This is a genomic window from Escherichia sp. WS33 (assembly GCF_046486385.1).
Taxonomy (GTDB): domain Bacteria; phylum Pseudomonadota; class Gammaproteobacteria; order Enterobacterales; family Enterobacteriaceae; genus ECMA0423.
Map to the genome: position 1 here is coordinate 377873 of NZ_JBJQLJ010000001.1, position 21967 is coordinate 399839.

A 21967-nucleotide genomic window follows, 5' to 3' on the forward strand; every position below is an offset into this window, starting at 1 on the left:
TCATGAGTCTTTGATAAACTGATTTATCTTTGGATAGTTGTACCAGATAATCCCTCGTTTGCTGTCTGGCTTACCTAAAGGAGATACTCGTTTGAAGTGGAAGCCCTCCACCCAACAGTTCTGGCGGTATGCTTCAATTTGTCTGGCCCCCAGACCAGTGCGAAGCATCAGGCCGTATTCAACCATCCACTCTTCATTAAAGATTACTTGTGCCATCGCATCACCTCTGGCAGGCGCCAATGTTAGACTGAAATTGACGCCCGATGTTGATTATTAATAATCAGCTATGAAGTTTTAATTTGAATACAATGCAATTCTCGAGGACTGAAGTTTCTCGCAATTAAAATTTATCAGTTTTACTTTCTGCTCTCTGGAAACGCCTGCTTCTTTTTTACCTGAGAGCATTTTTTCGCATTCTGATTTCGTTAGTTTAGATTTTGAATATCTTGTCCAGTTAGTAGGAGTGCCACCTTCCTTTTCAATAGTGGCGGTAATTTTATACATGAACACCTCCATTATTATTTCCAGTGGTTCGTTTATTCCATCTTTCGAGTGCTTCTTTTTCACTTCCACCATAACCGGTTCGGGATTCGCATCCGTTACACTTCGCTCGGTAATATCCTGAAATGGCTTTCACCGTTACTGATGGACAACCACAAAATGGACATGGTTTAACATTGTCATATCTCATAATTTTTCTCATAAAAAATATTTCAAGTTGGCGGTGCATTACACCGCCAGGCTGAATTATTCCTCTGAATTATCGATTACACTGTATTCCCCGGTTAATACAGAGGAATCTGCAGGATCGATTGTCAGTGGTTCCTTTTCATCCATTGATACTGCACGCTGGATCTCAATTGATACGGGCAGATATTTGAACAGGCGACGAATAGCCGTTTTCTTTGCCATTTCTTCCCAGTGAGTTACCCACGGCCCGTTATTACCAGCTTTACTCAGGCTGCGCACCAGCTCAATCTGTTTGCGCGTCATAACTTCAAACTGAGTACCTCCGTCTTTCAGTCTTGCGACAGCATAGACGTGGGTAACCGGGGCATCTTCGTTTTCTCCCGGGCGGTGTATTAACTTTTCATCAAGGCCAAATTCGAAGCTAAACTCGTCACCTTCACGGACAACACGGGCTGACAGGCTGGCGATTTGACCAGAACGGCGAGCCAGATCAATCATGCCGCGATAGCCAATGATTAGCTGAACGTTCTTTTTACCGCTCTTTTCGTTTTTATTACCAAAAGGCAGTAAATATGCATGACCGAGGGCGCTACCTGGCTCAAGTCCGAGCTGTGAACACTGTACGATCGCACTGACAAAACTCATAGTGTCACAGTTTCCTAACGCCGGAACTTTACGAATTTCTGTGGTGGCGATACGGATCATACGTTCAGCCGTCATATGGCGTGGAAGAGCTGCTGCCAGTTGCTCTTTCATTGATGGCTGGTTAATAAAACTAATCACGTCGCTATTTTTAACTGCTGCTGGTGCACGGTTTCCCTGAGTTTTTTGCAGATCGGCTTTTGCGATTGGTGGTTGCTTAGTCATTTGCATATTCCTTAGCCCAGCGGGGCAGTGATAATGTCTTAATAGCTGGCCATTCATCGGTATTCAGGCAGTCAGACAGGGTTCGCAGATTGCGGTGATATTCCTGTTGACCTGCCAGTTTTGCTTCTTCGCCCATCATGAAAATTTCAACCGGATAACGTCCGCATTCAATAGTTGTGCTGGCAACCAGAAAAACGAAAGTTGGCTGCACTCCAAACTGTGCTTCATAACCGTCACTGTAGAACGCATCCTGAACGTGATAGCGGTAGTCGTAATAAGCGGTTTTGAATCGTTGAATATCCGCCGTAGTTTTCACGTCCATGATCCAGTGAAATTCAGGGATAATTTTGTCCGGACGGCACCGACACAAAATTCCTGTTTCAGGATCTTCCCAGTAAATTGATGATTCAGCGTGTCCGGCGCTTTCAACAAGCCATTGCCCCAGCGGCAAAGCCATAACGCTTTGATACATGAGTTCAATTTTCCGGCCTTCTTCCGCAGTGATAACCGTTTTTCCTGTGCTTGCGCATTCCATCAGAAACGCTTTCTCTTCTTCTTTTCCGGCGTTTGTACGGCGGTTAAATTCAGGTGCTACGATAAAGCGGTTACTGAATTCTTCCGGTTCAAGTACCCGGCAGTGGAAAGCAGTTCCTAAATCGAGCGTTTTTGTCTTTGTGGTGTCCACGGGGGCATTTTTACGCCACAAATATAGTGCCGGAGTATCAGCAATGTCATCGAGCTGAGACTTACTGATACCGGGACCCGCGTGGTAATTCTCATTCGAAATTCCGTAATAAATACCTGGCTCTATGTCTTCTACGATTACGGGATCTGCGACTTCGCCAGTTTCATCACTGCAATCGCGATGCGGATCGCTGCCAGCATTCTCATTGTGCGGATGTTCAGCGCCTTCCATTTCCTCCGGATCATTTTCCTTAGCTTCAACCTGACTCTCTTCATCGAATGTTTCCTGGTATGTTGCGTCGCCCATCACCGCACCACAGTCAGGGCAGTTATCCCCGCCAGTCTGGCCGCAGGCATTGCAGGCTATTTCCGGTTCCTGTTGCACTACTGGCTCAGGTTGATTCATATCTGGGCTGGTTTTTTCCGTTTCTGGCTGGTTCTGGTACACACAATCGCGAGTCTGGATCCCCTTTACCCATTTCGGATCGTTCGGGTCGCTAATTCCGTCAACAAATTCACCACGTGATGCAGCAAGCAATTTATCGGCATCGACAGGATTTTTTGATGGAATGTTTTTCCGGGCTTCATGGAGTTCTGCCCGCAGTTCCTGATATTTCGCATCAACAGAATTTACCTGTGACTGAGCATCCAGCGGCTGCGTGTCCTGATGATGTTCAGTTGCGTCCGGTTCCATTGTTTCAGCCTCTCCCTGTTCAACTGCCGTTGTTCCAGATGGTTGCGGTTTTTCTTCATCATCCTGTTTTCCTTCTTCTGTTACTCGCTGCGGCATCGGGGCAGAGGAGCGACCGCAGGCAATATCCACGATTTCCGGATCAGGGTTGGCATGATCGGTTTCAGTCAGTACTTTGTTCAGATATTCAGTGACGTGCGCGGGGATGACCTCGATCCCAATTGGTGCTTCTTTTACGGACGCAACCACGATGGCGCGGGAATAATCCAGCCCGCCAGGCATGGTGATGAATTTGTCGCGGAAAACAGAAAAGGGCGGTTTATTTTCAGCGATAATTTCCTCAATGCGTTTAGCGTGTGCCGGATGAAGGTTATAGATGTCCAGATCCATTGAACGGGCCAGTACGCCAGTGGCTACGTCGCGCGCCAGTGACGTCAGATCGTGTACGAAACCTTCGCCGCGATCGGTGAGGTTTCCGCCGCCAGCATTAGCACCGGAAGCCGTGCAAGTGATGTGTGAAACACGATTACCCTTCATCCACTCTTTTGTCAGCAGTCCTCGATCGGTGTAGTCAGCGTTCAGGTATGCTTCGAAAAAAGCAGTTATCAGTCCCAGGTTTGAATTACCAGGATTAGGGAAAACTTTGTCAGTGTCACGAACCAGTTTGTGGAGTTCGCGAATTTCCAGCGGGTCGAGCAGGCTGGTTTTGTGGGAAACAGCCAGGGCAGTAACAGCCGGTAGTTCTTCAGCCCGAGCAATGTGTAATGCCTGGAGTCCGTCGCGTGAAACGTGCGTTACCGGTTTTTCGCTGCCGTGTTGAGCAAGCCAACGAATGGGCAGTTCCTGGCCAGAAATTGGGAGTAGCATATTCTCCTCAATCTCAGTCATGTCTTCGCCGTTGACGTTGGTATTGCCTTGATAGTGAGCGTTGTCTGGTGCTGCTCCCGGTTTTAGTTCCCATGTCATGGAGTCTTTGCTGAGTTGATAGCGTTCACTCCAGGTAAAATCGATCTCACCTTCAGCGGGCAGGTCATTAACGACAGGAAAATTCGTGGCAACAGCTTTAAAATAGCTGCTCAGTTTTTTACCTGACTTAACGATCAGGTAGTCCAGAGTGGCACAGGTCGATTCAAAATCGTTGCTTGCCCACAGGACGACGTCAGGTTCACCGGATGATTTTTTCGCTTTCCGTAACAGGAAGAGTGGTTTTGTGCTCATTGTTTTTTAACCTCAACTCAGATTAAAATTCGTTTTGTTCAGTGAATGATCTTGCCGGATACACACTGTTCATAGCCTGCGCCATACGCAGGCTATTTCTTTCAGATTTCACCTTTTAATTTCATTGCAATTAGAGTTGCCAGAAATTCGGCTTTTTTTTCTGCGGGCAGATTCTTTCCGATATGCACCAGGCACATTTTTTTGACACCTTCATCAAGTGTTTTTACGTTGCCTGATGGACCATCGATATCAACCACAGTGAATGGGGTTTCTTTATTTTCTGTTTTAATTACGTAGCCAATGCGCTTTCCTTCCAGATTCACCTCGTGAACAATGTCATCGGTAGTTACAACAGTGGCTTCATAATTGGTAATCATGTTTTTCTCCTTAATTAAGGTTGAGCGAATACCTGCCATTTCTGGCATAAATTCAGTTTCGAATAGTCAATTAATTAAAGTTCATGTGCCATCTGGTCTTTTTCGGCACAAGCTTCACTGCAATATTTTCTCGGTTCGTCTTTTGATAAAATCCCGTGCATGAAGTGAAGCATTCTTTCAATAGCTTTGCTTTCTTCAACGTCTTTTTTGCAAAGGTGGTAAGCACATTTTATTTTCTTAGTCATCACCATGACTCCGCCTTTACAGGTAAACCATCACGACCGAGGAAGACTTTAATCATGCGGTCAGTAATGAATGTTTTTGTGGTCAGGTTACGAATATATAGTTTTCGCTTTTTAATATTGTTTGCCGAGGCAATATATGTCCGGCCTTCATGAAGAACATAATCGCCAGGAGTCACACACTGACGTGGTATTTCATCAGTTCCGAAGTGATGTGCAATCATAATTATCTCCATTTTTACAAATGAACTTTGTTGATGCGGTGTCTGGTGCCTCCAGGTGACTGCAACCAGTTAACAATTACAGTCGGCTTTCCCACCCAAACCAATAAGGACTAACATGACTTTTAACTGTGCCACGTGCGCTTAGCCGCATTCACCGCATCACAAAATTCACTTTAAAAAGGGCGGACATCAGCCGAACTTCAAGAAAAAAACTGATGCCGCCAGGACTACACACAGCAATGTCGTTATTTACAACCGGAGGCGCACTCCCTCCATTTAAATTTAACAGACAAGACCGACTCTTTATGGATATCGGAAATGCGCCTTCGTGTTGTGCCCGGTTTTATTTCACCACCTCCGGGCTTCGGTGGTCTCGGCTATACCCCTACAGCGAGAGCTTGTGTTAACATTTCAATACCCTTACAGTTGAGAGTTATTGATATGTTGGATGTATTTACTCCATTGTTGAAACTTTTTGCTAACGAGCCACTCGAAAGACTTATGTATACGATTATCATTTTTGGTCTCACTCTCTGGCTGATACCGAAAGAGTTTACTGTCGCATTCAATGCTTATACTGAAATACCTTGGCTCTTTCAGATTATCGTTTTTGCCTTTTCTTTCGTGGTCGCCATTTCCTTCTCAAGATTGCGAGCACATATTCAAAAGCATTATTCATTACTACCAGAGCAACGAGTATTGCTTCGTTTATCTGAGAAAGAAATCGCTGTATTTAAAGATTTCCTTAAAACAGGAAATCTTATTATCACTTCTCCTTGCCGTAACCCGGTTATGAAAAAATTAGAACGGAAGGGCATCATTCAACATCAGAGTGATAGCGCAAACTGTTCTTATTATCTCGTCACCGAAAAATACTCCCATTTTATGAAGTTATTCTGGAACAGCAGGAGTAGACGTTTTAATCGTTAGCTTACTGTGTGCTTCTCCAACCATCGGCGCGCACCAGTTTCGGTTTTAAATGTTTTGCTTTTGGTATACGTCATGGCAGTGAACGTTCCATCCTGGTTGGGGAACACGCCGCACACCAGGGATTCGTTGTTGCCGAGGTCGATTTTTTGCATTTTGCGAATCTCACATCTTGTTGCTACGTATAGCGACTTCTGCCTGCCAGAGATCCCAGTCGTTGCTGCGTAAAGCCTGCACAGCCTGGTTGTAAGTGATACCGCAACAATCCATCAAATACTGAACTACTTCGTAATGCACCATCTTATCTCTCCCCTTAACGCCGGGTGGCGGAACTAACTGCTGCACTGCAAAATTTGAATCCCGCCGTCATGTTCTTACGCCTCGGGCTGGCTACTTAACCCCTGACCACTGCCTGGTAACTCGAAGTATTGCCCTGCATTCTGTGGGGCGGGGTGGGTGGCAGGCATATAATGTACTTTGTGTTCATTGTTGTAAAGTACATTTAGTACATTTTATGTGTAAAAAAATGAGATGGGATAAAGTGAAGCACAAACCCGGAGGAAGGCGCTACCGGATTTATGCTGGTTTAAGAGGCTTTTTGTTTTTTCTTTCGTGCTAACTCTTCGTAAATTGCATTGTACTTCTGTTTTTTCTCTTCAAGAGTTTTTAAAAGTTCATCTGTCTCACTGTCAGGGAGCTCGTCCAGAAGGTCAATGATGATTTTTTGTCTTGGATTTAACTCCTGATAGAAACGTACCTGTCCACTTTCTTCTGTATCCTCTCCCAAAAGATAGGTTGGTGTTGTTCCTATTAGTGTTGCTAATTCCCTTAATTTCTCCCGGCGAGGAATTGTTTCGCCATTAAACCATTTGCTAACCGCTTTTGGTGTTAATTTCATTCGACGGGCAATTTCTGCCTGCCTTCCATGTTGTTCATAACCAGCGTTTTCACAGGCTAGCGCAAGCCTACTGGCGAACTCTTTACGCGCTTTATCTTCATGAACCATAAGTTCAATGATATTCGCTCTTGAATGTACTGTCAGTTCTGTTATAGCATGTACTCAAAGTTCACATTGTGAGGGTGATATGAACCAGAAAACACTTGAAGATGTAATCAAAACTGTTCGCGTTGCTGTTGTGGCCGACGTTTGTGGTGTCAGCCAAAGAGCAATCTATAAATGGATGGATAACGGAAAATTGCCTCGCACAGAATATACCGGCGAAACAAATTACGCTGAAAAAATCGCTCTTGCATCAAACGGATTATTTTCTGCCGATGCAATTTTAACTATTGGCAGGAATAAAACTACTACGAAAAAGCTGATGGGAGTTGATTCATGAAAATCAAGCATGAACACATCCGCATGGCGATGAATGCCTGGGCGCATCCGGACGGCGAAAAAGTACCGGCTGCGAAAATTACCAAAGCGTATTTCGAGCTGGGAATGACGTTCCCGGAACTGTATGACGACAGCCATCCGGAAGCCCTGGCTCGCAATACTCAGAAAATTTTCCGCTGGGTGGAGAAAGACACCCCTGATGCGGTTAAAAAAATTCAGGCGTTGTTACCAGCTATCGAAAAAGCAATGCCACCTCTGCTGGTGGCCCGAATGCGCAGTCATAGCTCAGCCTATTTTCGGGAACTAGTGGAGACGCGGGAACGACTGGTGAGAGACGCTGATGATTTTGTCGCAGTGGCGATCGCTGGTTTCAACCAGATGAATCGTGGTGGCCCTGCAGGAAATATTGTGGCTGTGCATTGACTCGCAATATTCATACCGGATCGCTTCCGGCAATTTGTGAGTAAAAAGATTCGGTATCAAAAGAGGTGAGTATGGCTAACGCCTGGCTCAGATTATGGCATGACATGCCAAATGACCCTAAGTGGCGAACAATTGCCAGGGTGTCAGGGCAGCCAATTGCAACAGTGATGGCAGTGTATATCCACCTCCTGGTGAGCGCGTCACGAAATGTCACGCGAGGTCACATTGAGGTCACGACAGAAGATTTGGCAAGTGCGCTCGACGTGACAGAAGAGGTAATTGATTCAATTTTGCAGACGATGCAGGGGCGGGTACTTGATGGTGATTTAATCACTGGATGGGAAAAACGCCAGGTGCTTAAAGAGGACAACGGCAATATTTCGCAAACCGCAAAATCTCCTGCAGAGCGCAAGAGGGCGCAGCGAGAGAGGGAAAGAAAGCGGGAACAAAATGGCGATTGTCACGGCGCGTCACGAAATGTCACGCATATGTCACGACGAGTCACGACAGATAAAGATACAGATAAAGATACAGATCAAGAAGATCAAAACACTATGGTCCATGGCGTAAAAAACGCCACGAACCAGGCAGGGGATGTTCAGACCGTCAATCTTGGTCAGCCAGCAGGCACGACACCGGAAGCCGATTCAGCGTATGCGCTGAAAGCCGATTCGGGCGCTGTGCAGCAGGTGATGACCGCAAGGCCGGAGCAATCACACCAACTGCAGCAGCCCGAAGCCGATTCCGCCATTCAGCGGGAAGCCGATCGGGTAGTCCCGGAAAACACCGGGCAGTCTGTGGGACGAGTGGATTATCCGGATGTGTTCGAACAGGTCTGGCGGGAGTACCCGTTGCGTGCTGGGGCAAACCCGAAGAAATCCGCTTTCAGTGCCTGGAAGGCCAGATTACGCGAGGGGGTGCCACCAGAGGCCATGCTGGATGGCGTGAGGCGTTACGCAAGATACTTGGCGGCTACCGGGAAAACGGGAACGGAATTTGTTCAGCGAGCGACGACGTTTTTTGGACCGGACCGGAATTTTGAGAACCCCTGGTTGCTCCCGGTAAGCGGCACGAACAACCAGCGTTGTGTGAATCATATTTCTGAACCGGATAACGAAATTCCGCCGGGCTTCAGGGGGTAAGTGTTAATTTCTGGTCATGAGGTAATTTTCAGGAGGGCTTGTGGCAAAAGTTTTTACACAAGAAGAGCGGGAAAAAATTAAAGGGCAGGTTCTTGAACTCGTACGCCAGAGTGGGCGCGAGACGTTACGACAACTGGAAGCTAAAACTGGGGCAACAAGATATCTGATGAGCGTTCTGGCCAGAGAGCTGGTTGCCAGTGGCGATGTATACAATTCTGGCTACGGGTTATTCCCGTCTGAACAGGCTCGTAAAGACTGGCAAAATGCCCGCAAAAAATTATCGAGGGCAAAGCTGAAGAAACCGGTTGTGGTTGATCCGGACCTTATCTGGTCATTACCTGACGGAGAAATACGTCGCTACGACAGTCGCCTAAACATAATCTGTCGCGAGTGCCGGAAGAGCGAAGTTATGCAGCGCATATTGTCGTTTTATCAGGGGGATGTTCGGTATTTATTGAAGTGACGAGATTAAAGTGCATTAGTTCAGATGCAAATTGACATTTTGTGGCACAGGGTAGAGCTAGCGTGGTTGTCCGCTTTGTGCCAAGAGCAGACGCTGGTAATTCGTGCCTAATATACTTCACTTAACTTATATCCCAGCTTTGATACAGATCATACAAATTAAATGCCCCAGTAATTGGCAGGCTGAGTAACTTAAAACTCCTTAGAATATAGGATGATTTGTATCGGCACTCATTCCACCATGCATTCCGATTAACCCCGCATAGCCAGTTGAACTTTGCTACTCTGTGAGAGGTAGTACCTTCTATCCAGTGCGGATTTAATTAATGGAATAAATGATTATGAGTGAAAATGATACAACCCCAAAGAAGTCTACAAGCCAGATTAACAAAGCGGTATTCTTTACATCTGCTTTGCTAATTTTCCTTCTTGTCGCCTTTGCCGCCGTATTCCCGGATGTCGCCGACAAAAATTTTAAACTACTTCAGCAACAAATCTTCACGAATGCCAGCTGGTTCTACATACTTGCTGTGGCCCTGATTTTACTGAGCGTCACGTTCCTTGGACTCTCACGTTACGGTGATATAAAGCTGGGCCCAGACCATGCGCAGCCTGATTTCAGCTACCACTCCTGGTTCGCGATGCTTTTTTCGGCAGGGATGGGGATCGGCCTGATGTTCTTTGGCGTTGCCGAACCTGTGATGCATTATCTTTCGCCACCTGTCGGCACTCCAGAGACCGTTGCGGCAGCGAAGGAAGCCATGCGCCTGACGTTCTTCCACTGGGGTCTGCACGCATGGGCAATTTATGCCATCGTGGCGCTGATTCTGGCCTTTTTCAGTTACCGTCACGGTCTGCCTTTAACGCTGCGTTCTGCGCTCTATCCCATTATCGGCGATCGCATTTACGGGCCTATAGGCCACGCGGTTGATATCTTCGCCGTGATAGGCACTGTCTTTGGCGTTGCAACATCGCTGGGTTACGGTGTATTGCAGGTGAATGCCGGTTTGAACCATCTTTTCGGCGTGCCCATCAATGAAACGGTACAGGTCATTTTGATCGTGGTCATCACGGGGTTAGCGACGATTTCGGTGGTGTCCGGCCTGGACAAGGGAATACGCATCCTGTCTGAGCTTAATCTGGGCCTGGCGGTGTTGCTCCTGGCGCTGGTCTTGTGCCTGGGTCCCACTGTGCTTCTGCTGAAGTCATTTGTGGAAAATACGGGTGGTTATCTGTCGGAACTGGTGAGTAAAACGTTCAACCTTTACGCGTATGAACCCAAGTCGAGCAACTGGCTGGGGGGCTGGACATTATTATACTGGGGATGGTGGCTTTCATGGTCGCCGTTTGTAGGTATGTTCATTGCACGCGTTTCCCGCGGCAGGACAATTCGTGAGTTCGTGACTGGCGTGTTGTTTGTTCCCGCCGGCTTTACGCTCATGTGGATGACGGTGTTTGGAAACAGCGCCATCTATCTCATCATGAACCAGGGCGCCACTGACCTCGCCAATACCGTTCAGCAGGATGTTGCGCTTGCCCTGTTTAATTTCCTGGAGCATTTCCCGTTCTCTTCCGTGCTGTCATTCATTGCAATGGCGATGGTCATCGTCTTCTTTGTAACGTCTGCTGATTCGGGGGCAATGGTTGTGGATACTCTGGCATCAGGTGGGGTGGCAAACACGCCCGTCTGGCAGCGAATTTTCTGGGCATCGCTCATGGGCGTTGTTGCTATTGCCCTGCTGATCGCAGGGGGGCTGAGTGCGTTGCAAACCGTAACGATAGCGAGTGCATTGCCCTTCTCAGTTATCTTATTAATATCCATATACGGACTGTTAAAAGCCCTGCGTCGGGATTTGACCAAGCGTGAAAGCCTTAGCATGGCGACTATTGCTCCTACGGCTGCACGTAACCCAATTCCCTGGCAGAGAAGGTTACGCAATATCGCGTATTTGCCGAAGCGCTCTCTTGTGAAACGTTTTATGGACGACATTATCCAACCCGCCATGACGCTGGTTCAGGAGGAACTTAACAAGCAGGGAACGATAAGCCACATCAGTGACGCCGCCGAGGATCGTATTCGCCTTGAAGTCGATTTGGGCAACGAGCTGAATTATATATATGAAGTGAGGCTTCGCGGGTATAACTCACCGACCTTCGCGCTCGCTGCGCTGGATAATGATGAGCAGCAGAGTGAACAACATCGATATTATCGCGCTGAAGTCTATCTCAAAGAGGGCGGCCAAAATTATGATGTAATGGGCTGGAATCAGGAACAGCTGATTAATGACATACTGGACCAGTACGAAAAACACCTGCACTTCCTGCATCTGGTTCGTTAACAGCAACATGCCGCCACAGAGGCGGCATTTATTTATCCCGGCTGCAATATGAGGGAATGCAGAATGATTTCACGCTGGAAATGGATGCTGAAGCAGACATTTAAAAAACTATGGTTCAGGGCAACGTTATTCGCAATTGTCGCAATAATAACGGCCCTTTTATCAATTCTTTTTAAATCAATGATACCTGAGTCGGTTTCCGTGAAGGTTGGTGCGGAAGCAGTCGATAACATTCTGAACATACTGGCATCGAGTATGCTGGCAGTGACCACATTTTCGCTGAGCATCATGGTCATAGCCTACGGTTCAGCCACTACTAATGTGACTCCCAGAGCTACTCGTTTAGTTGTTGAAGACGTCACCACACAAAATGTACTGGCCACCTTCATCGGTTCTTTTCTCTTCAGTCTGGTAGGGATTATTGCCCTCAATATGGGAGCTTATGGAGAAAGGGGGAGAGTCATTTTATTCATTGTAACACTGGTTGTCATTGCCTTAATCCTCATCACATTGCTTCGCTGGATACAGCATTTGACCTCTCTGGGGAGGGTTGGTGAGACAACGGCAAAAGTAGAACAGGCGGCCATCGAAACATTTATTGCGAGAGCAAGAAATCCCTGTCTCGGCGGATATCCATGGCTTGAGAACAATGAACAGCCGAAAGGAACGGTTGCAGTTTATCCGAAAAAGATTGGCTATATTGAATATGTTGATATGGTGAAACTCAGCAAGCTGCTGACCAATGATCCCCGTCATGTATACCTCGTGGCGCAGCCGGGCAGTTTCATACATCCGTCCACGCCAGTTTTGTACCTGAGTCAGGGCCAGGAGTCATCAATCAGCACCGATTTACTTGAGACGATTATTGTCTCGGATGTACGTTCATTTGCTCAGGACCCCCGATTTTGTCTTAGCGTCATGGCCGAAATAGCCTGCCGAGCCCTTTCCCCCGCAGTGAACGATCCTGGAACCGCCATTGATGTCATTGGCAGAGGTGTACGTATACTTTCCGCTTACGCGCAGAATAAATCTGATGAAATAGAAGTGAAATATCCTTCTGTACATGTTGCACCACTTCAGAATAACGATCTACTTGAAGACTTTTTCTCACCTGTTGCGCGCGATGGTGCCAGTATGAGGGAAATTCAGATAAGGGTACTTAAAGGACTGTCGATGCTGAGTAAGGGTTGGCCTGGAATTTTTGCTGAAGCCGCACAAACCCTAGCATTTGAAACATTAGAGCATGCTACTCGTGCTGACCATATAGATTCTGACAGATATCTAATAAAATCAATTTATTATAATTTATTTAGTGGCGAAGATTCTAATAAAAAACCATAGTTGCGGAGCAAGCGATACGGTTGTTGGCAAGTCAAGGGCAAAGCATTCGCGTGAGAGTGGGCGTCTGCTTTGTGCCAGAAGCGGACATACGTAACTTATGATACGCATCGCCAATCATCCGTTTCAAACATCAACGCGGAAACGTTTTAAGAATGTAATCCCGAACATAGGCGGTTCGGCTGTTATTAGCCGTCCTTTTGTTCCAGACCAGATAAAGATGATTAGTCGGAGCGAGGTCTGCAGGTGTCACTGAAATCAGGCGACCACTTTTCAGGTCATTGTCACAGTGATAATCCGGCAGCACTGTCCACCCGTGGCCGTCACAGACCAAGTCGCGGATAATACGTAAATCCGGAATGGTGAATGTAGCCTGCATCTCAGGGGCTCTCTGAAACATGGAGGCCCAGAGCGCTCTAATCAGTGGCAACTCTTCGTCATAAGCAATCAGCGGTAATGAGGCAAGCGTTTCAGCACCAGGTTCTGATCCGATGATCTCTGACATGGCGGGAGCATGAACAAGGAGCATGCGTTCAGTCAGTAGATGTGCATAGCCGTACAGACGGTCATCAGGCATAGATGCGGTAACAGCGAGATCGGCGCTCCCGTCATGCAAAAGGGAATAAATACGTTGCTTATTGCCGGTATGAAAGCGTAGGCGATACCCCTCCTTCATTAGTGGAGCCATTACTGTCCCAAGCCGGGAATGAATAAAATCTGGCGGTCCTGCCAGATTAATTGTTCCCCCACGTACAGAGCCTGACCGGAAAGAGGACAGCTTTTCTTCCAGACCATCAATGAAGGGTGAAACTGAGCGGGCAAGCTCATCCGCAGCTTCGGTTGCCGTCACGCCTCTGGCCTGCCTGATAAACAGACGCTTACCAACCAGAGTCTCAAGAGACTGGATATGCTGTGACGCCGCGGGCTGAGTGATGCCCAGTAGTTCTGCCGCCTTTGAAAAGGAGCCAGAGCGATAGGCCTCAAGAAACGTTCGCAGATGGCTCAGATGGCTCATAGTGAAGCGCCTCGCTGATGAAGTTTATCGTTACAGGGAGCCTCATGCAGAGCAAGGGCCAGTTCACTCACGTAATCATCCCGTATTCCCAACGCACCCAGAGTGGCCTGCAGTTTCCATACATAATCTGCATTCGTGCCAATGTCTCCACGGGCAGATGCGATGCTCAACGCTACGGTCGCTGTAAGATTGTCCTGTTCATAATGCGGATGCAGTCTGTCTGATACGAAAGCCAGCGCCTGAATTTCCTTACCGTTTCCTAGCGAAACGTCTGCCCAGACCGGACGGTAAAGACCGGTTATCATCTCGCGCGTCCAGACAATTTCCAGCTCATTAATAAGAGTCGATTCCGGCAGTCTGAACGCAATACCTTCGGTAATTCCACCTTCGTCGAGCGATAACATCCTGCCGGGGACATCAGGAGTCGCTCGTCCGGATATCAAACGAATGCAGAAACTGCGCTGCCATCCTTTCAGACGGGCCCGTTGCATTTCTTCAATCGCCAGCACGGGATTCCACATCAATGACCCGTAGGCAAATATCCAGACAGGAGCACCCGTCGGGCGCTCCTCCAGAGTAGAGTTCATTGATGCGCGTATTTTTTCAGCGTCCCAGAGCATATTCGCCGGGAGCAGCGCTTCATGCACCCTGACAAATGTGCCATTAAGCATATTTTCACGGGTAAGCATATAACCTCCCTTTACTGGCCTACGATTTTAACCTGTTGAAATTTACGACTGTGGCTGCGACGGATTTGTGCAAGCAGCAACAGCAGGCCGAGCAGAGAAACAATCGCACCGCTGATACCGGTATACACGATACCGGCGTGGCTTATAGTAATGCTGCCCAGTACTGATCCCAGCGCTATACCTGAGTTGAAGCCCGCAATATTCAGGCCGGCAGCAACACCATGCGCATGAGGAGCATGTTGCTCAGCGACACCAATCAGACGGGCCTGCAGTGCCGGCACTGCGGCAAATGTCACCATACCCAGCAGCGCAACCAGAATGCCCATGCTCACCGGTGAGGATGACAGCAGCCACATACCAAGCACGACAACAACAATGCCGCTAATGATGAGTATATTGGCACGATTAACCCCCATGCTGTCGGTAAGTTTCCCACCAAGAATATTACCTACCGCAGCTGTAATACCGTAAACCAGCATAAACAGACTCACCGTTGCTCCGGTAACCCCTGTCACCTGCGTCAGAATAGGTGCGATAAAGGTGTAATCCGTAAACGAGCCTGCATACGCCAGCACCGTAACCAGCGCGCCGGCCAGCAACTTACGGTTAAACAGCATGCCGATATTCTGCATTGCTGAGTCACTATGTTCACCGGGCACGCTGCGTACGGGATCTTTCATACCGAACAACAGTCCAAGGAATCCGAACGCGCCAAAAGCGGCAATAGCGCCGAGAACTGGACGCCATGAGACCACCCCCCCCCAACCATGTACTCAGCGGTACGCCGATTGCCATCGCCAGAGTAAAGCCACCAAATACCACAGCCACCGCTCTGCCTGCTTTACCCGGTCCAGCAAGACGAGCTGCGGTACTGGATGCCGCAGCCAGAAACAGGCCGTGTCCCAGACCAGCAATGAACCGCGCTAACAGGAGCTGAGGTAATGTGGCTGCAAACGCGGCCGCCAGACTACCGGCAGTAAACACAACGGCAGTTGTAAGCATTACATTTTTCCGGCTCCAGCTTGCTGTCAGCGCAGACAGTACGGGTGCCGCGAACGTTGCCCCCAGTGCATAGGTTGTAACCGCTGCCCCGGTCTGCTCCACACCCACACACAACCCCTGAGCCATAACGTCTGTCAGCCCAATGGGGACAAATTCCGCGAGTCCGAGCGCAAAGGCACTGATAGTAAACACATAAATAACAAATGGCATGACTGGCTCCTGATTTAAGTAAGGAGTGCAGTCTGATTTAGAAAAACAGATAAATAAAATAATGTAAACTTCAGGCGGGATAAAATTATTTATATCTAAGGCAAAGATTCAATATTCCCACAGCACACAGAAGTTTTCTGTCTTCAGGGAGAGGAGCTTCGAAAGTTCAGACGAAAAATTCCTGCGGCCCCTTTAAGAGTCAGTTGGCCGGGTTTGGTCCGCTCCTCGCTCAAAGCGGACTAGAAGGTTAGCTTGCGTCGGACTTGGCGTATTTAAAGAAGTGCTGGTGGTGACTGGTTGTTGTGTTCCATTTCTACAGAACAAAATCACAGAAACTATACCCAATAGTTATATTGAATCAATGATGAGACAGCCTCATATTTATCAGAACTGGTGTACGTCCAATACAGGAGGTTGTCGTGCTGGTTCTCAAATGTGCGCTAGCTATTGCGGCTGTAATGGCAATTTATTGTCTTGCTGTTGTTCTTATGGAGCGGCTTTCTGATTGATTACATACTGGCTAGAAAAAAGGTGTTACCTTGGTTTATCTTTGTCCGGCAAGGTGCGCTCATTAATCTTAAGTAAATTTATTGCTCAAGTATTCAGATTACTTCTTATGGTTGAAGTCTCCTGTCAATGTAGAACCAATATATTTACAAAAATGAGACCCGTCGGGGATAGCCCTGCCGGGTCTGACTGTTAAAGCATTTTTAATATGATCATCTATTTTTTGGTGCTATAGACTTTTTCGCCCGAGAAGTCTGGAGCGACCCAAAAGTTAATATTAAACTGAGCATCATCGCTTAGTTCAACACGGTGCCAGTATTGTGGTGGGCTTGTTGCAAAAGCGCCAGCATTAATGACTACTTTTATCTCCGGTTCAGTAGCATTCTCATCAGTAAAACCATAATATGTTACAGTGCCTTCCATTACGCACAACTGCCCAAAAACACCTGCTGCTGTATTATGATGTGTTAATAACGCTGAAGGTACGTTCTCTTTTGTGAAGAACGGAGTTGAGCGTTTGATTACCCAATCTTTAGGAATTCTCTTGTGTGTCATAACCACCTCATCAAAAACATGCATTATAAATGCGTGTTTTTGATGGTTATGTCAAGCTGTTATGAAACACATAATTGATATGTTGATTAGAGGAGAAGATATAATAAATATGGTTGTTTTTCGTATAACTATTTGTTTTACTTTTAGTTTATGCATTCTGTGTGTTAGGAATAAGTTATTAAAGTTTAATCAAAAAATCTCGATGTAGTCCACATAGATTATTGTTACTGAACCTTATTGTGTGTATTAGTTGTGTTCTGAAATTTCAGCTTAATTATTTATGATGTATTTTTTAACGATAAATATTTTCCCAGGATACCTTTACTGTGTATATAAATAAATTATATACACATAAATAATGTAAAGGCGTCCTTTTAGATATATCTTATCAAATGTTAATGACTTGAGTGGGAAATATGATTCCAGCAACTTATCATGTGGCTACTTTATAAAAATAATGCCCATATAAAACAACAAGCGAAAAGGATTACGGATAAAAAAGGAGCGAGATGTGCGAACTTGTTATTTTCCATGTTTAACCACCTTAAATAATTGATGATGACGGGATGATTGCATCTGTAATGCTTTTATTGAAATGTTATGATAAAAAAGAACTTTTGCATAACATTAAAATGTAATTTATCTAATCGTTTTTAATAATAAATGTCGTATTTCTATCCTTGTACCAGCTATTTGATATGTAGTGTTTGTTCATGCTATGTGGGGCTTTACACCATAGCCAGTTTATTTATACTTTATTCGTCAGCCTGAACAACTGGCATCTGCTGCGCTGCGCCATCGAGAGATTGAGAAATGGCGCATATACAACTGGTCAAACAAACTTCTTCTGGTTTACTTCTCCCGGCGACGCCGGAGAGTTGCGATTTTCTGCATCAAATCAAAATAGGTGAGTGGATACACGCAGACTTTAAGCGTGTGCGTAACTACGCATTCCACAAGCGTTTTTTCAAACTCCTGCAACTGGGATTCGATTACTGGACTCCGGTCGGTGGGGCGATCACGCCTCGCGAACGAGAACTGCTGTCTGGTTTCGTTGATTACCTGTGCGAATCAGTTGGTCGGGAACACACGCCAGCCCTGAGTGATGCCGCAGAGCAATACCTTAACACCGTTGCGACTCGTAGAACCCGGGATACGGCGTTGCTAAAGTCGTTTGAGGCTTTCCGCGAGTGGGTAACCATTCAGGCCGGATTTTACACCGAGCATATTTATCCGGACGGTAGCCGTGGGCGTCGGGCAAAATCCATCGCTTTTGCGAATATGGACGAAGTCGAGTTTCAGCAGGTTTATAAATCTGTACTGAATGTGCTGTGGAACTGGATTCTGTTTCGTAAATTCTCCTCTCAGGAGGAAGTTGAAAATGTGGCCGCACAACTACTGGAGTTTGCGTAATGGTGAATTTACGTAAAGCGGCTAAAGGCCAGATGTGCCAGATCAGAATCCCTGGCTACTGCAATCACAATCCCGAAACCTCTGTGCTGGCGCATTACAGGCTGGCGGGGACGTGCGGAACAGCGACAAAACCACACGATATGCAGGCGGCGATAGCCTGTAGCTCATGCCACGATCTAATCGACGGGCGGGTAAAAACCAGCGATTACACCAAAGAAGAATTGCGCCTGATGCATGCTGAAGGGGTTTTTCGCACACAAGAAATCTGGAGAAAGAAAGGTCATTTATGATTTACCCAACGAATACAGGAAAAAGCGGAGAACACCTTCGCCTCACCACGCTGGAAAGTGTCTGGATTCAGGGAAAACTACGTATGTGGGGGCGCTGGTCGTATATTGGCGGTGGCAGGTCAGGGAATATGTTCAATCAGTTGTTGGCATCCAAAAAACTGACGAAAACAGCCATTAATGAAGCCCTGCGTAGAATGAAAAAAGCGGGAATAGAGAAAGCTGAGCTGGAAGCGTTTTTGCGAGAGATGATCAACGGCAAGCAAAAGAGCTGGCTGGCGCATTGTACTGATGCAGAGGCGTTATGTATTGATCGAGTCATAAGTGAGGTGCTGGCAGAGCATCCAGGATTGATTTGCATTCTCCGGCAACGCTATGAAGGGCGGGGGATGACTAAGCGCAAAATGGCTGAATTGCTAAATGATGGACACCCAGAGTGGTGTTTTAGCACATGCGAAAAACGGATTGCTAATTGGTTAGCTGTTGCTGAGTATGCCCTATATATTCCCATGCGTGAATCATTTGCTGAGAAAATGGCTTGATTTCTTACGTATAAACTGCTTCAATTTTGCTATGCTTCGCACAGCTGTATCGCGAGGCGGATTGCAGACATGGACATCGTAAAAAAACCGCTTAATGCGGTTTTTTTACGTCAGGAAAGCAGGGGAGAATGCTGCTAGTTGGGCAACTGGTCTTTCTGCTCCAAATTATAACAGAGACCAGTTATAGTTTCGGTGCTGTGTTTTTTTTACAATATTGTGATAACACATTGCTGGCGGGAGTTTTGATATTTCTTGGCAGGGGCTGATGATGCGTTATCCTGATGTCGTCAACTCATATAAAATGAGATGAGAGATCATTGCAGGGTGGTTTGTAATTCGCTGTTTAGCGGGACAATATGTTGTCTGATACAAGACACCCGACGCCTCAGATTACTATAATAAAGACGAAGCATCCTTTGTATTGACCAACCGCCTGTTTAGGCGGTTCTTTTTGGACTGGTTTATTGTATGCCAAATGATTATTAAAAAGGTTGTGTTAATAACAAAATCCGAAATAATATGCCTGCATATTTTTATCTTGCTTATATTCTGCATATTGTGCATAGCAGGCTCATCCCTGCAATCAAAACTGTATGATGAGTATTTTTTTTTCCTTTTTTCCAGTCATCTGATGATGACCTGCTTCTTTTTAATCCGGATCGACATCAGTTTTTTAAGATAATTCCTGCGAGTTATATGCATAAATACCACAAACTCCGCATTTTATGTGGTTGGGAGTTGCCGGGCGCGCAGTGAGTTTGCTAAGAAAACTCCTGCATGGTGAATCCCCCTGTGCGGTGGGGTGATACCATTAACCTTTTCTGTCGCCGACAGGTATCACGAACATTTTGTTCACCGGGAGGCACCCGGCACCATGCACTTCAATAGATTCTCTCCACATTATGGATATTCTTTCAGAATATCCCACGCAGACTTTGTGTAAATGTTAACAAATGTGCGTTTTATTTGATCTGATTCGCTGTTTGAGCGTCCAAAACAACGGTATATATAATCCTTTACTATATGACATATGTGAGGAAAAATGGGTTTTCGTAGCGCATCAATTCTTACGTTGATTATTAGTGGGATTATTATCGGGTGCACTGATGCTGTATCGACAAATTATCATGACCGTACATCATATTACTCCGATAAAGCAATAGAGACACAGTATGTGAGTTCATCTGAACGTACTTCTGATGTTAGTGAGGATATCCGTCTGTATGCCCATCAAATCAAGAGCGCCATCGAAAAACAGTTCGGGGATGCGAGTAAGTATTCAGGAAAAGAGTGTACACTGAGAATGCATATGGCCCCGAATGGCCTTCTACTGGAGGTTAAAAGAGAAAGTGGAGACCTCGATTTATGTCGTGAAGCGATGAATGCGATAAAGAATGCTGATATACCTGCCCCCCCTTCGCCGGAAGTATATAAAGTATTTCAAAATGGGGTGCTGGATTTTAAACCCTGATATTTATTGTTTTGTAATAAACGGTTTCGGCTTAGGTTTGTTCTGACACAGCTACGGCACTGAGCTAAATTTAGCGGATAGTCAGCTCTGAGCCAGTGGCGGACGTAACAACTACTATTGCTGAGATTTTAATGGATTGAGGAGCAAGAAGTGGGATTAAAGAAAATCGTTATGTTGACTTTTTGGGTCGGTTTTGTTGCGGGATGCACACCTTTACACCCTTCAGATTGCCACAAAACTACTGCTACAGGTAGTTGCAGTTCAGGACGCTGGGATGATCAGGATGAATGGGGGGCGCAAGCGCGGGGAATCAGAGCTGCAATTAATGCCAAACTTGATGAGCCGCATAACTGGAAAGGGAAAAAATGCAGGTTGCATATGGAATTCTCTCAGGATGGCACGGCGTTAAAAATATCTACCAGTAACGGTGATAAAGCCTATTGCGAAGCGATAAAGTCCGCAGCTCATAAAGCCAAATTTCCGGCCTTCAACAATCCGGAAGTCTACAGAGATTTTCAGAAATCTGGCTTTGACATGCGAGGTTAGCTCTTCAATTACTATATCTCATTCATAGCAAACTGACAGATTTGATGATGTTCTATATACGAAACCTGTGATGTCAAGTCTGAGCTAATACAAATAAACATAATATCAGAGAAATACATTTTATTAGCTCGCTACGGCGAGCTTTTTATATTGCATCGTCTCCAGCATATATATCAATTAAGGCTCTGATTGATGTGTCTGAAAGCCTACACATAATAACTATGCCATCCGTTCCGTGCGGAGGTGAGGCTATGAAATCCATGGACAAAATTTCAACAGGCATTGCCTACGGCACCTCCGCAGGCAGTGCTGGCTACTGGTTTTTACAGTTGCTCGATAGAGTAACTCCGTCACAGTGGGCTGCAATCGGTGTGCTGGGTAGTCTGGTATTTGGCCTGCTGACGTACCTGACAAACCTTTATTTCAAGATTAAAGAAGATAAGCGCAAGGCTGCGAGAGGTGAATAATGCCTCCATCATTACGAAAAGTCGTTGCTGCTGCTATTGGTGGCGGAGCAATTGCTATAGCATCAGTGTTAATCACTGGCCCAAGTGGTAACGATGGTCTGGAAGGTGTCAGCTACATACCATACAAAGATATTGTTGGTAGACTGGCCCCATGAATCTCCAGACAACCAATATGATCTTACCCAGCAATAGTGGACACGCGGCTAAGTGAGTAAACTCTCAGTCAGAGGTGACTCACATGACAAAAACAGTATCAACCAGTAAAAAACCCCGTAAACAGCATTCGCCTGAATTTCGCAG

29 protein-coding genes and 1 pseudogene are annotated in these 21967 nt (G+C 46.3%); 14 read left to right on the forward strand and 16 right to left on the reverse strand.

Annotation, left to right across the window (positions count from 1 at the left end; genetic code table 11):
- The 8 genes from xisR to kilR form a co-directional block, all read right to left on the reverse strand.
- Window positions 1-216, reverse strand: a complete 216-nt coding sequence (gene xisR, locus ACJHXA_RS01950; RefSeq protein ID WP_000079604.1) for an excisionase XisR — start codon at window positions 214-216, stop codon at window positions 1-3.
- A gap of 78 nt (window positions 217-294) precedes the next feature.
- Window positions 295-504, reverse strand: a complete 210-nt coding sequence (rcbA, locus tag ACJHXA_RS01955) for a double-strand break reduction protein RcbA (RefSeq protein WP_000276809.1) — start codon at window positions 502-504, stop codon at window positions 295-297.
- Entirely contained in the window at window positions 497-691 is a 195-nt protein-coding gene (gene ralR, locus ACJHXA_RS01960) for a type I toxin-antitoxin system endodeoxyribonuclease toxin RalR (protein WP_001317028.1), read from the reverse strand. The genes rcbA and ralR overlap by 8 nt, the downstream gene beginning before the upstream one ends.
- A 56-nt stretch (window positions 692-747) precedes the next feature.
- On the reverse strand, window positions 748-1557 hold the full coding sequence (gene recT / locus ACJHXA_RS01965) for a recombination protein RecT (protein WP_000166319.1): 810 nt from the start codon (window positions 1555-1557) through the stop codon (window positions 748-750).
- Window positions 1550-4150, reverse strand: coding sequence for an exodeoxyribonuclease VIII (gene recE / locus ACJHXA_RS01970; protein WP_001532611.1), 2601 nt, complete (start codon window positions 4148-4150; stop codon window positions 1550-1552). The genes recT and recE overlap by 8 nt, the downstream gene beginning before the upstream one ends.
- A gap of 101 nt (window positions 4151-4251) precedes the next feature.
- On the reverse strand, window positions 4252-4527 hold the full coding sequence (locus tag ACJHXA_RS01975) for a protein RacC (RefSeq protein WP_000632297.1): 276 nt from the start codon (window positions 4525-4527) through the stop codon (window positions 4252-4254).
- A gap of 74 nt (window positions 4528-4601) precedes the next feature.
- Window positions 4602-4772, reverse strand: a complete 171-nt coding sequence (locus ACJHXA_RS01980) for a YdaE family protein (RefSeq protein ID WP_001352098.1) — start codon at window positions 4770-4772, stop codon at window positions 4602-4604.
- Window positions 4772-4993, reverse strand: a complete 222-nt coding sequence (gene kilR / locus ACJHXA_RS01985) for a killing protein KilR (protein ID WP_000560225.1) — start codon at window positions 4991-4993, stop codon at window positions 4772-4774. The genes ACJHXA_RS01980 and kilR overlap by 1 nt, the downstream gene beginning before the upstream one ends.
- A 441-nt stretch (window positions 4994-5434) precedes the next feature.
- Between kilR and ACJHXA_RS01990 the strand changes: the two genes are divergently transcribed.
- A complete protein-coding gene (locus ACJHXA_RS01990; RefSeq protein ID WP_001312793.1) occupies window positions 5435-5923 on the forward strand; it encodes a superinfection exclusion B family protein in 489 nt (162 codons plus the stop codon).
- Here ACJHXA_RS01990 and ACJHXA_RS01995 read toward each other — a convergent pair.
- The 3 genes from ACJHXA_RS01995 to ACJHXA_RS02005 form a co-directional block, all read right to left on the reverse strand.
- Window positions 5920-6075: a YdaF family protein gene (locus tag ACJHXA_RS01995; RefSeq protein WP_001169151.1), complete on the reverse strand. Its 156-nt coding sequence runs from the start codon at window positions 6073-6075 to the stop codon at window positions 5920-5922. The two genes, ACJHXA_RS01990 and ACJHXA_RS01995, sit on opposite strands and share 4 nt — an antisense overlap.
- A 10-nt stretch (window positions 6076-6085) precedes the next feature.
- Entirely contained in the window at window positions 6086-6220 is a 135-nt protein-coding gene (locus ACJHXA_RS02000; RefSeq protein ID WP_000233809.1) for a phage protein, read from the reverse strand.
- A 286-nt stretch (window positions 6221-6506) separates the two neighbouring features.
- Window positions 6507-6926: a helix-turn-helix domain-containing protein gene (locus ACJHXA_RS02005; protein ID WP_000233320.1), complete on the reverse strand. Its 420-nt coding sequence runs from the start codon at window positions 6924-6926 to the stop codon at window positions 6507-6509.
- Window positions 6927-7005: 79 nt separating this feature from the next.
- Here ACJHXA_RS02005 and ACJHXA_RS02010 point away from each other — a divergent pair, with 79 nt between their 5' ends.
- The 6 genes from ACJHXA_RS02010 (at window position 7006) to ACJHXA_RS02035 (ending at window position 12966) form a co-directional block, all read left to right on the forward strand.
- A complete protein-coding gene (locus ACJHXA_RS02010; protein WP_001072337.1) occupies window positions 7006-7260 on the forward strand; it encodes a helix-turn-helix transcriptional regulator in 255 nt (84 codons plus the stop codon).
- Window positions 7257-7682, forward strand: coding sequence for a toxin YdaT family protein (locus tag ACJHXA_RS02015; protein ID WP_000693853.1), 426 nt, complete (start codon window positions 7257-7259; stop codon window positions 7680-7682). The genes ACJHXA_RS02010 and ACJHXA_RS02015 overlap by 4 nt, the downstream gene beginning before the upstream one ends.
- A gap of 71 nt (window positions 7683-7753) precedes the next feature.
- The gene (locus tag ACJHXA_RS02020) at window positions 7754-8824 is read left to right on the forward strand and encodes a hypothetical protein (RefSeq protein ID WP_001262393.1); all 1071 of its coding nucleotides are present in this window, start codon (window positions 7754-7756) and stop codon (window positions 8822-8824) included.
- Between the two features lie 40 nt (window positions 8825-8864).
- Window positions 8865-9287, forward strand: coding sequence for a DUF977 family protein (locus tag ACJHXA_RS02025; protein WP_001151151.1), 423 nt, complete (start codon window positions 8865-8867; stop codon window positions 9285-9287).
- Window positions 9288-9627: 340 nt separating this feature from the next.
- Window positions 9628-11625, forward strand: coding sequence for a BCCT family transporter (locus ACJHXA_RS02030; protein WP_001676522.1), 1998 nt, complete (start codon window positions 9628-9630; stop codon window positions 11623-11625).
- A gap of 63 nt (window positions 11626-11688) precedes the next feature.
- Window positions 11689-12966: a DUF2254 domain-containing protein gene (locus ACJHXA_RS02035; RefSeq protein WP_283512249.1), complete on the forward strand. Its 1278-nt coding sequence runs from the start codon at window positions 11689-11691 to the stop codon at window positions 12964-12966.
- A 130-nt stretch (window positions 12967-13096) separates the two neighbouring features.
- Here the strand turns inward: ACJHXA_RS02035 and ACJHXA_RS02040 are convergent, their stop codons facing one another.
- From ACJHXA_RS02040 to ACJHXA_RS02060, 5 genes are all read right to left on the reverse strand, one after another.
- On the reverse strand, window positions 13097-13978 hold the full coding sequence (locus ACJHXA_RS02040) for a LysR family transcriptional regulator (RefSeq protein WP_000019009.1): 882 nt from the start codon (window positions 13976-13978) through the stop codon (window positions 13097-13099).
- Window positions 13975-14667: a gamma-glutamylcyclotransferase gene (locus ACJHXA_RS02045; RefSeq protein WP_000957774.1), complete on the reverse strand. Its 693-nt coding sequence runs from the start codon at window positions 14665-14667 to the stop codon at window positions 13975-13977. The genes ACJHXA_RS02040 and ACJHXA_RS02045 overlap by 4 nt, the downstream gene beginning before the upstream one ends.
- A gap of 11 nt (window positions 14668-14678) precedes the next feature.
- Window positions 14679-15422: an MFS transporter gene (locus tag ACJHXA_RS02050; RefSeq protein WP_001759988.1), complete on the reverse strand. Its 744-nt coding sequence runs from the start codon at window positions 15420-15422 to the stop codon at window positions 14679-14681.
- On the reverse strand, window positions 15316-15879 hold the full coding sequence (locus tag ACJHXA_RS02055) for an MFS transporter (protein WP_241232354.1): 564 nt from the start codon (window positions 15877-15879) through the stop codon (window positions 15316-15318). Before ACJHXA_RS02055 ends, ACJHXA_RS02050 begins: the two co-directional genes overlap by 107 nt.
- A 723-nt stretch (window positions 15880-16602) precedes the next feature.
- A complete protein-coding gene (locus ACJHXA_RS02060) occupies window positions 16603-16941 on the reverse strand; it encodes a DUF1971 domain-containing protein (protein ID WP_000149055.1) in 339 nt (112 codons plus the stop codon).
- 813 nt (window positions 16942-17754) lie between these two features.
- On the opposite strand from ACJHXA_RS02060, the gene ACJHXA_RS02065 reads away from it, so the two are divergent.
- The 7 genes and pseudogenes from ACJHXA_RS02065 to rrrD all read left to right on the forward strand — a co-directional run.
- Window positions 17755-18354, forward strand: a complete 600-nt coding sequence (locus tag ACJHXA_RS02065; protein ID WP_000940319.1) for a DUF1367 family protein — start codon at window positions 17755-17757, stop codon at window positions 18352-18354.
- A complete protein-coding gene (locus tag ACJHXA_RS02070) occupies window positions 18354-18644 on the forward strand; it encodes a DUF1364 domain-containing protein (RefSeq protein ID WP_000247763.1) in 291 nt (96 codons plus the stop codon). Before ACJHXA_RS02065 ends, ACJHXA_RS02070 begins: the two co-directional genes overlap by 1 nt.
- Window positions 18641-19183 (forward strand): DUF1133 family protein, encoded by a 543-nt coding sequence (locus ACJHXA_RS02075; RefSeq protein WP_000640162.1) that lies wholly within the window; start codon window positions 18641-18643, stop codon window positions 19181-19183. The genes ACJHXA_RS02070 and ACJHXA_RS02075 overlap by 4 nt, the downstream gene beginning before the upstream one ends.
- Window positions 19184-20225: 1042 nt before the next feature.
- On the forward strand, window positions 20226-20654 hold the full coding sequence (tolA, locus tag ACJHXA_RS02080) for a cell envelope integrity protein TolA (RefSeq protein WP_000506936.1): 429 nt from the start codon (window positions 20226-20228) through the stop codon (window positions 20652-20654).
- A 171-nt stretch (window positions 20655-20825) separates the two neighbouring features.
- On the forward strand, window positions 20826-21200 hold the full coding sequence (locus ACJHXA_RS02085; protein ID WP_001348108.1) for a cell envelope integrity TolA C-terminal domain-containing protein: 375 nt from the start codon (window positions 20826-20828) through the stop codon (window positions 21198-21200).
- Window positions 21201-21451: 251 nt separating this feature from the next.
- The gene (essD, locus tag ACJHXA_RS02090; RefSeq protein WP_000839565.1) at window positions 21452-21667 is read left to right on the forward strand and encodes a phage lysis protein EssD; all 216 of its coding nucleotides are present in this window, start codon (window positions 21452-21454) and stop codon (window positions 21665-21667) included.
- A pseudogene (rrrD, locus tag ACJHXA_RS02095) lies at window positions 21667-21807 on the forward strand (lysozyme RrrD); the annotation flags it as partial. The gene essD and the pseudogene rrrD, both read left to right, overlap by 1 nt.
- Between the last annotated feature and the right edge of the window lie 160 nt (window positions 21808-21967).

Bases quoted from the DNA above. Each gene is read 5' to 3' on its own strand.
- xisR (WP_000079604.1), bottom strand. From the start codon at position 216: ATGGCACAAGTAATCTTTAATGAAGAGTGGATGGTTGAATACGGCCTG.
- rcbA (WP_000276809.1), bottom strand. From the start codon at position 504: ATGTATAAAATTACCGCCACTATTGAAAAGGAAGGTGGCACTCCTACT.
- ralR (WP_001317028.1), bottom strand. From the start codon at position 691: ATGAGATATGACAATGTTAAACCATGTCCATTTTGTGGTTGTCCATCA.
- recT (WP_000166319.1), bottom strand. From the start codon at position 1,557: ATGACTAAGCAACCACCAATCGCAAAAGCCGATCTGCAAAAAACTCAG.
- recE (WP_001532611.1), bottom strand. From the start codon at position 4,150: ATGAGCACAAAACCACTCTTCCTGTTACGGAAAGCGAAAAAATCATCC.
- ACJHXA_RS01975 (WP_000632297.1), bottom strand. From the start codon at position 4,527: ATGATTACCAATTATGAAGCCACTGTTGTAACTACCGATGACATTGTT.
- ACJHXA_RS01980 (WP_001352098.1), bottom strand. From the start codon at position 4,772: ATGACTAAGAAAATAAAATGTGCTTACCACCTTTGCAAAAAAGACGTT.
- kilR (WP_000560225.1), bottom strand. From the start codon at position 4,993: ATGATTGCACATCACTTCGGAACTGATGAAATACCACGTCAGTGTGTG.
- ACJHXA_RS01990 (WP_001312793.1), top strand. From the start codon at position 5,435: ATGTTGGATGTATTTACTCCATTGTTGAAACTTTTTGCTAACGAGCCA.
- ACJHXA_RS01995 (WP_001169151.1), bottom strand. From the start codon at position 6,075: ATGCAAAAAATCGACCTCGGCAACAACGAATCCCTGGTGTGCGGCGTG.
- ACJHXA_RS02000 (WP_000233809.1), bottom strand. From the start codon at position 6,220: ATGGTGCATTACGAAGTAGTTCAGTATTTGATGGATTGTTGCGGTATC.
- ACJHXA_RS02005 (WP_000233320.1), bottom strand. From the start codon at position 6,926: ATGGTTCATGAAGATAAAGCGCGTAAAGAGTTCGCCAGTAGGCTTGCG.
- ACJHXA_RS02010 (WP_001072337.1), top strand. From the start codon at position 7,006: ATGAACCAGAAAACACTTGAAGATGTAATCAAAACTGTTCGCGTTGCT.
- ACJHXA_RS02015 (WP_000693853.1), top strand. From the start codon at position 7,257: ATGAAAATCAAGCATGAACACATCCGCATGGCGATGAATGCCTGGGCG.
- ACJHXA_RS02020 (WP_001262393.1), top strand. From the start codon at position 7,754: ATGGCTAACGCCTGGCTCAGATTATGGCATGACATGCCAAATGACCCT.
- ACJHXA_RS02030 (WP_001676522.1), top strand. From the start codon at position 9,628: ATGAGTGAAAATGATACAACCCCAAAGAAGTCTACAAGCCAGATTAAC.
- ACJHXA_RS02035 (WP_283512249.1), top strand. From the start codon at position 11,689: ATGATTTCACGCTGGAAATGGATGCTGAAGCAGACATTTAAAAAACTA.
- ACJHXA_RS02040 (WP_000019009.1), bottom strand. From the start codon at position 13,978: ATGAGCCATCTGAGCCATCTGCGAACGTTTCTTGAGGCCTATCGCTCT.
- ACJHXA_RS02045 (WP_000957774.1), bottom strand. From the start codon at position 14,667: ATGCTTACCCGTGAAAATATGCTTAATGGCACATTTGTCAGGGTGCAT.
- ACJHXA_RS02055 (WP_241232354.1), bottom strand. From the start codon at position 15,879: ATGCCATTTGTTATTTATGTGTTTACTATCAGTGCCTTTGCGCTCGGA.
- ACJHXA_RS02060 (WP_000149055.1), bottom strand. From the start codon at position 16,941: ATGACACACAAGAGAATTCCTAAAGATTGGGTAATCAAACGCTCAACT.
- ACJHXA_RS02065 (WP_000940319.1), top strand. From the start codon at position 17,755: ATGGCGCATATACAACTGGTCAAACAAACTTCTTCTGGTTTACTTCTC.
- ACJHXA_RS02070 (WP_000247763.1), top strand. From the start codon at position 18,354: ATGGTGAATTTACGTAAAGCGGCTAAAGGCCAGATGTGCCAGATCAGA.
- ACJHXA_RS02075 (WP_000640162.1), top strand. From the start codon at position 18,641: ATGATTTACCCAACGAATACAGGAAAAAGCGGAGAACACCTTCGCCTC.
- tolA (WP_000506936.1), top strand. From the start codon at position 20,226: ATGGGTTTTCGTAGCGCATCAATTCTTACGTTGATTATTAGTGGGATT.
- ACJHXA_RS02085 (WP_001348108.1), top strand. From the start codon at position 20,826: ATGTTGACTTTTTGGGTCGGTTTTGTTGCGGGATGCACACCTTTACAC.
- essD (WP_000839565.1), top strand. From the start codon at position 21,452: ATGAAATCCATGGACAAAATTTCAACAGGCATTGCCTACGGCACCTCC.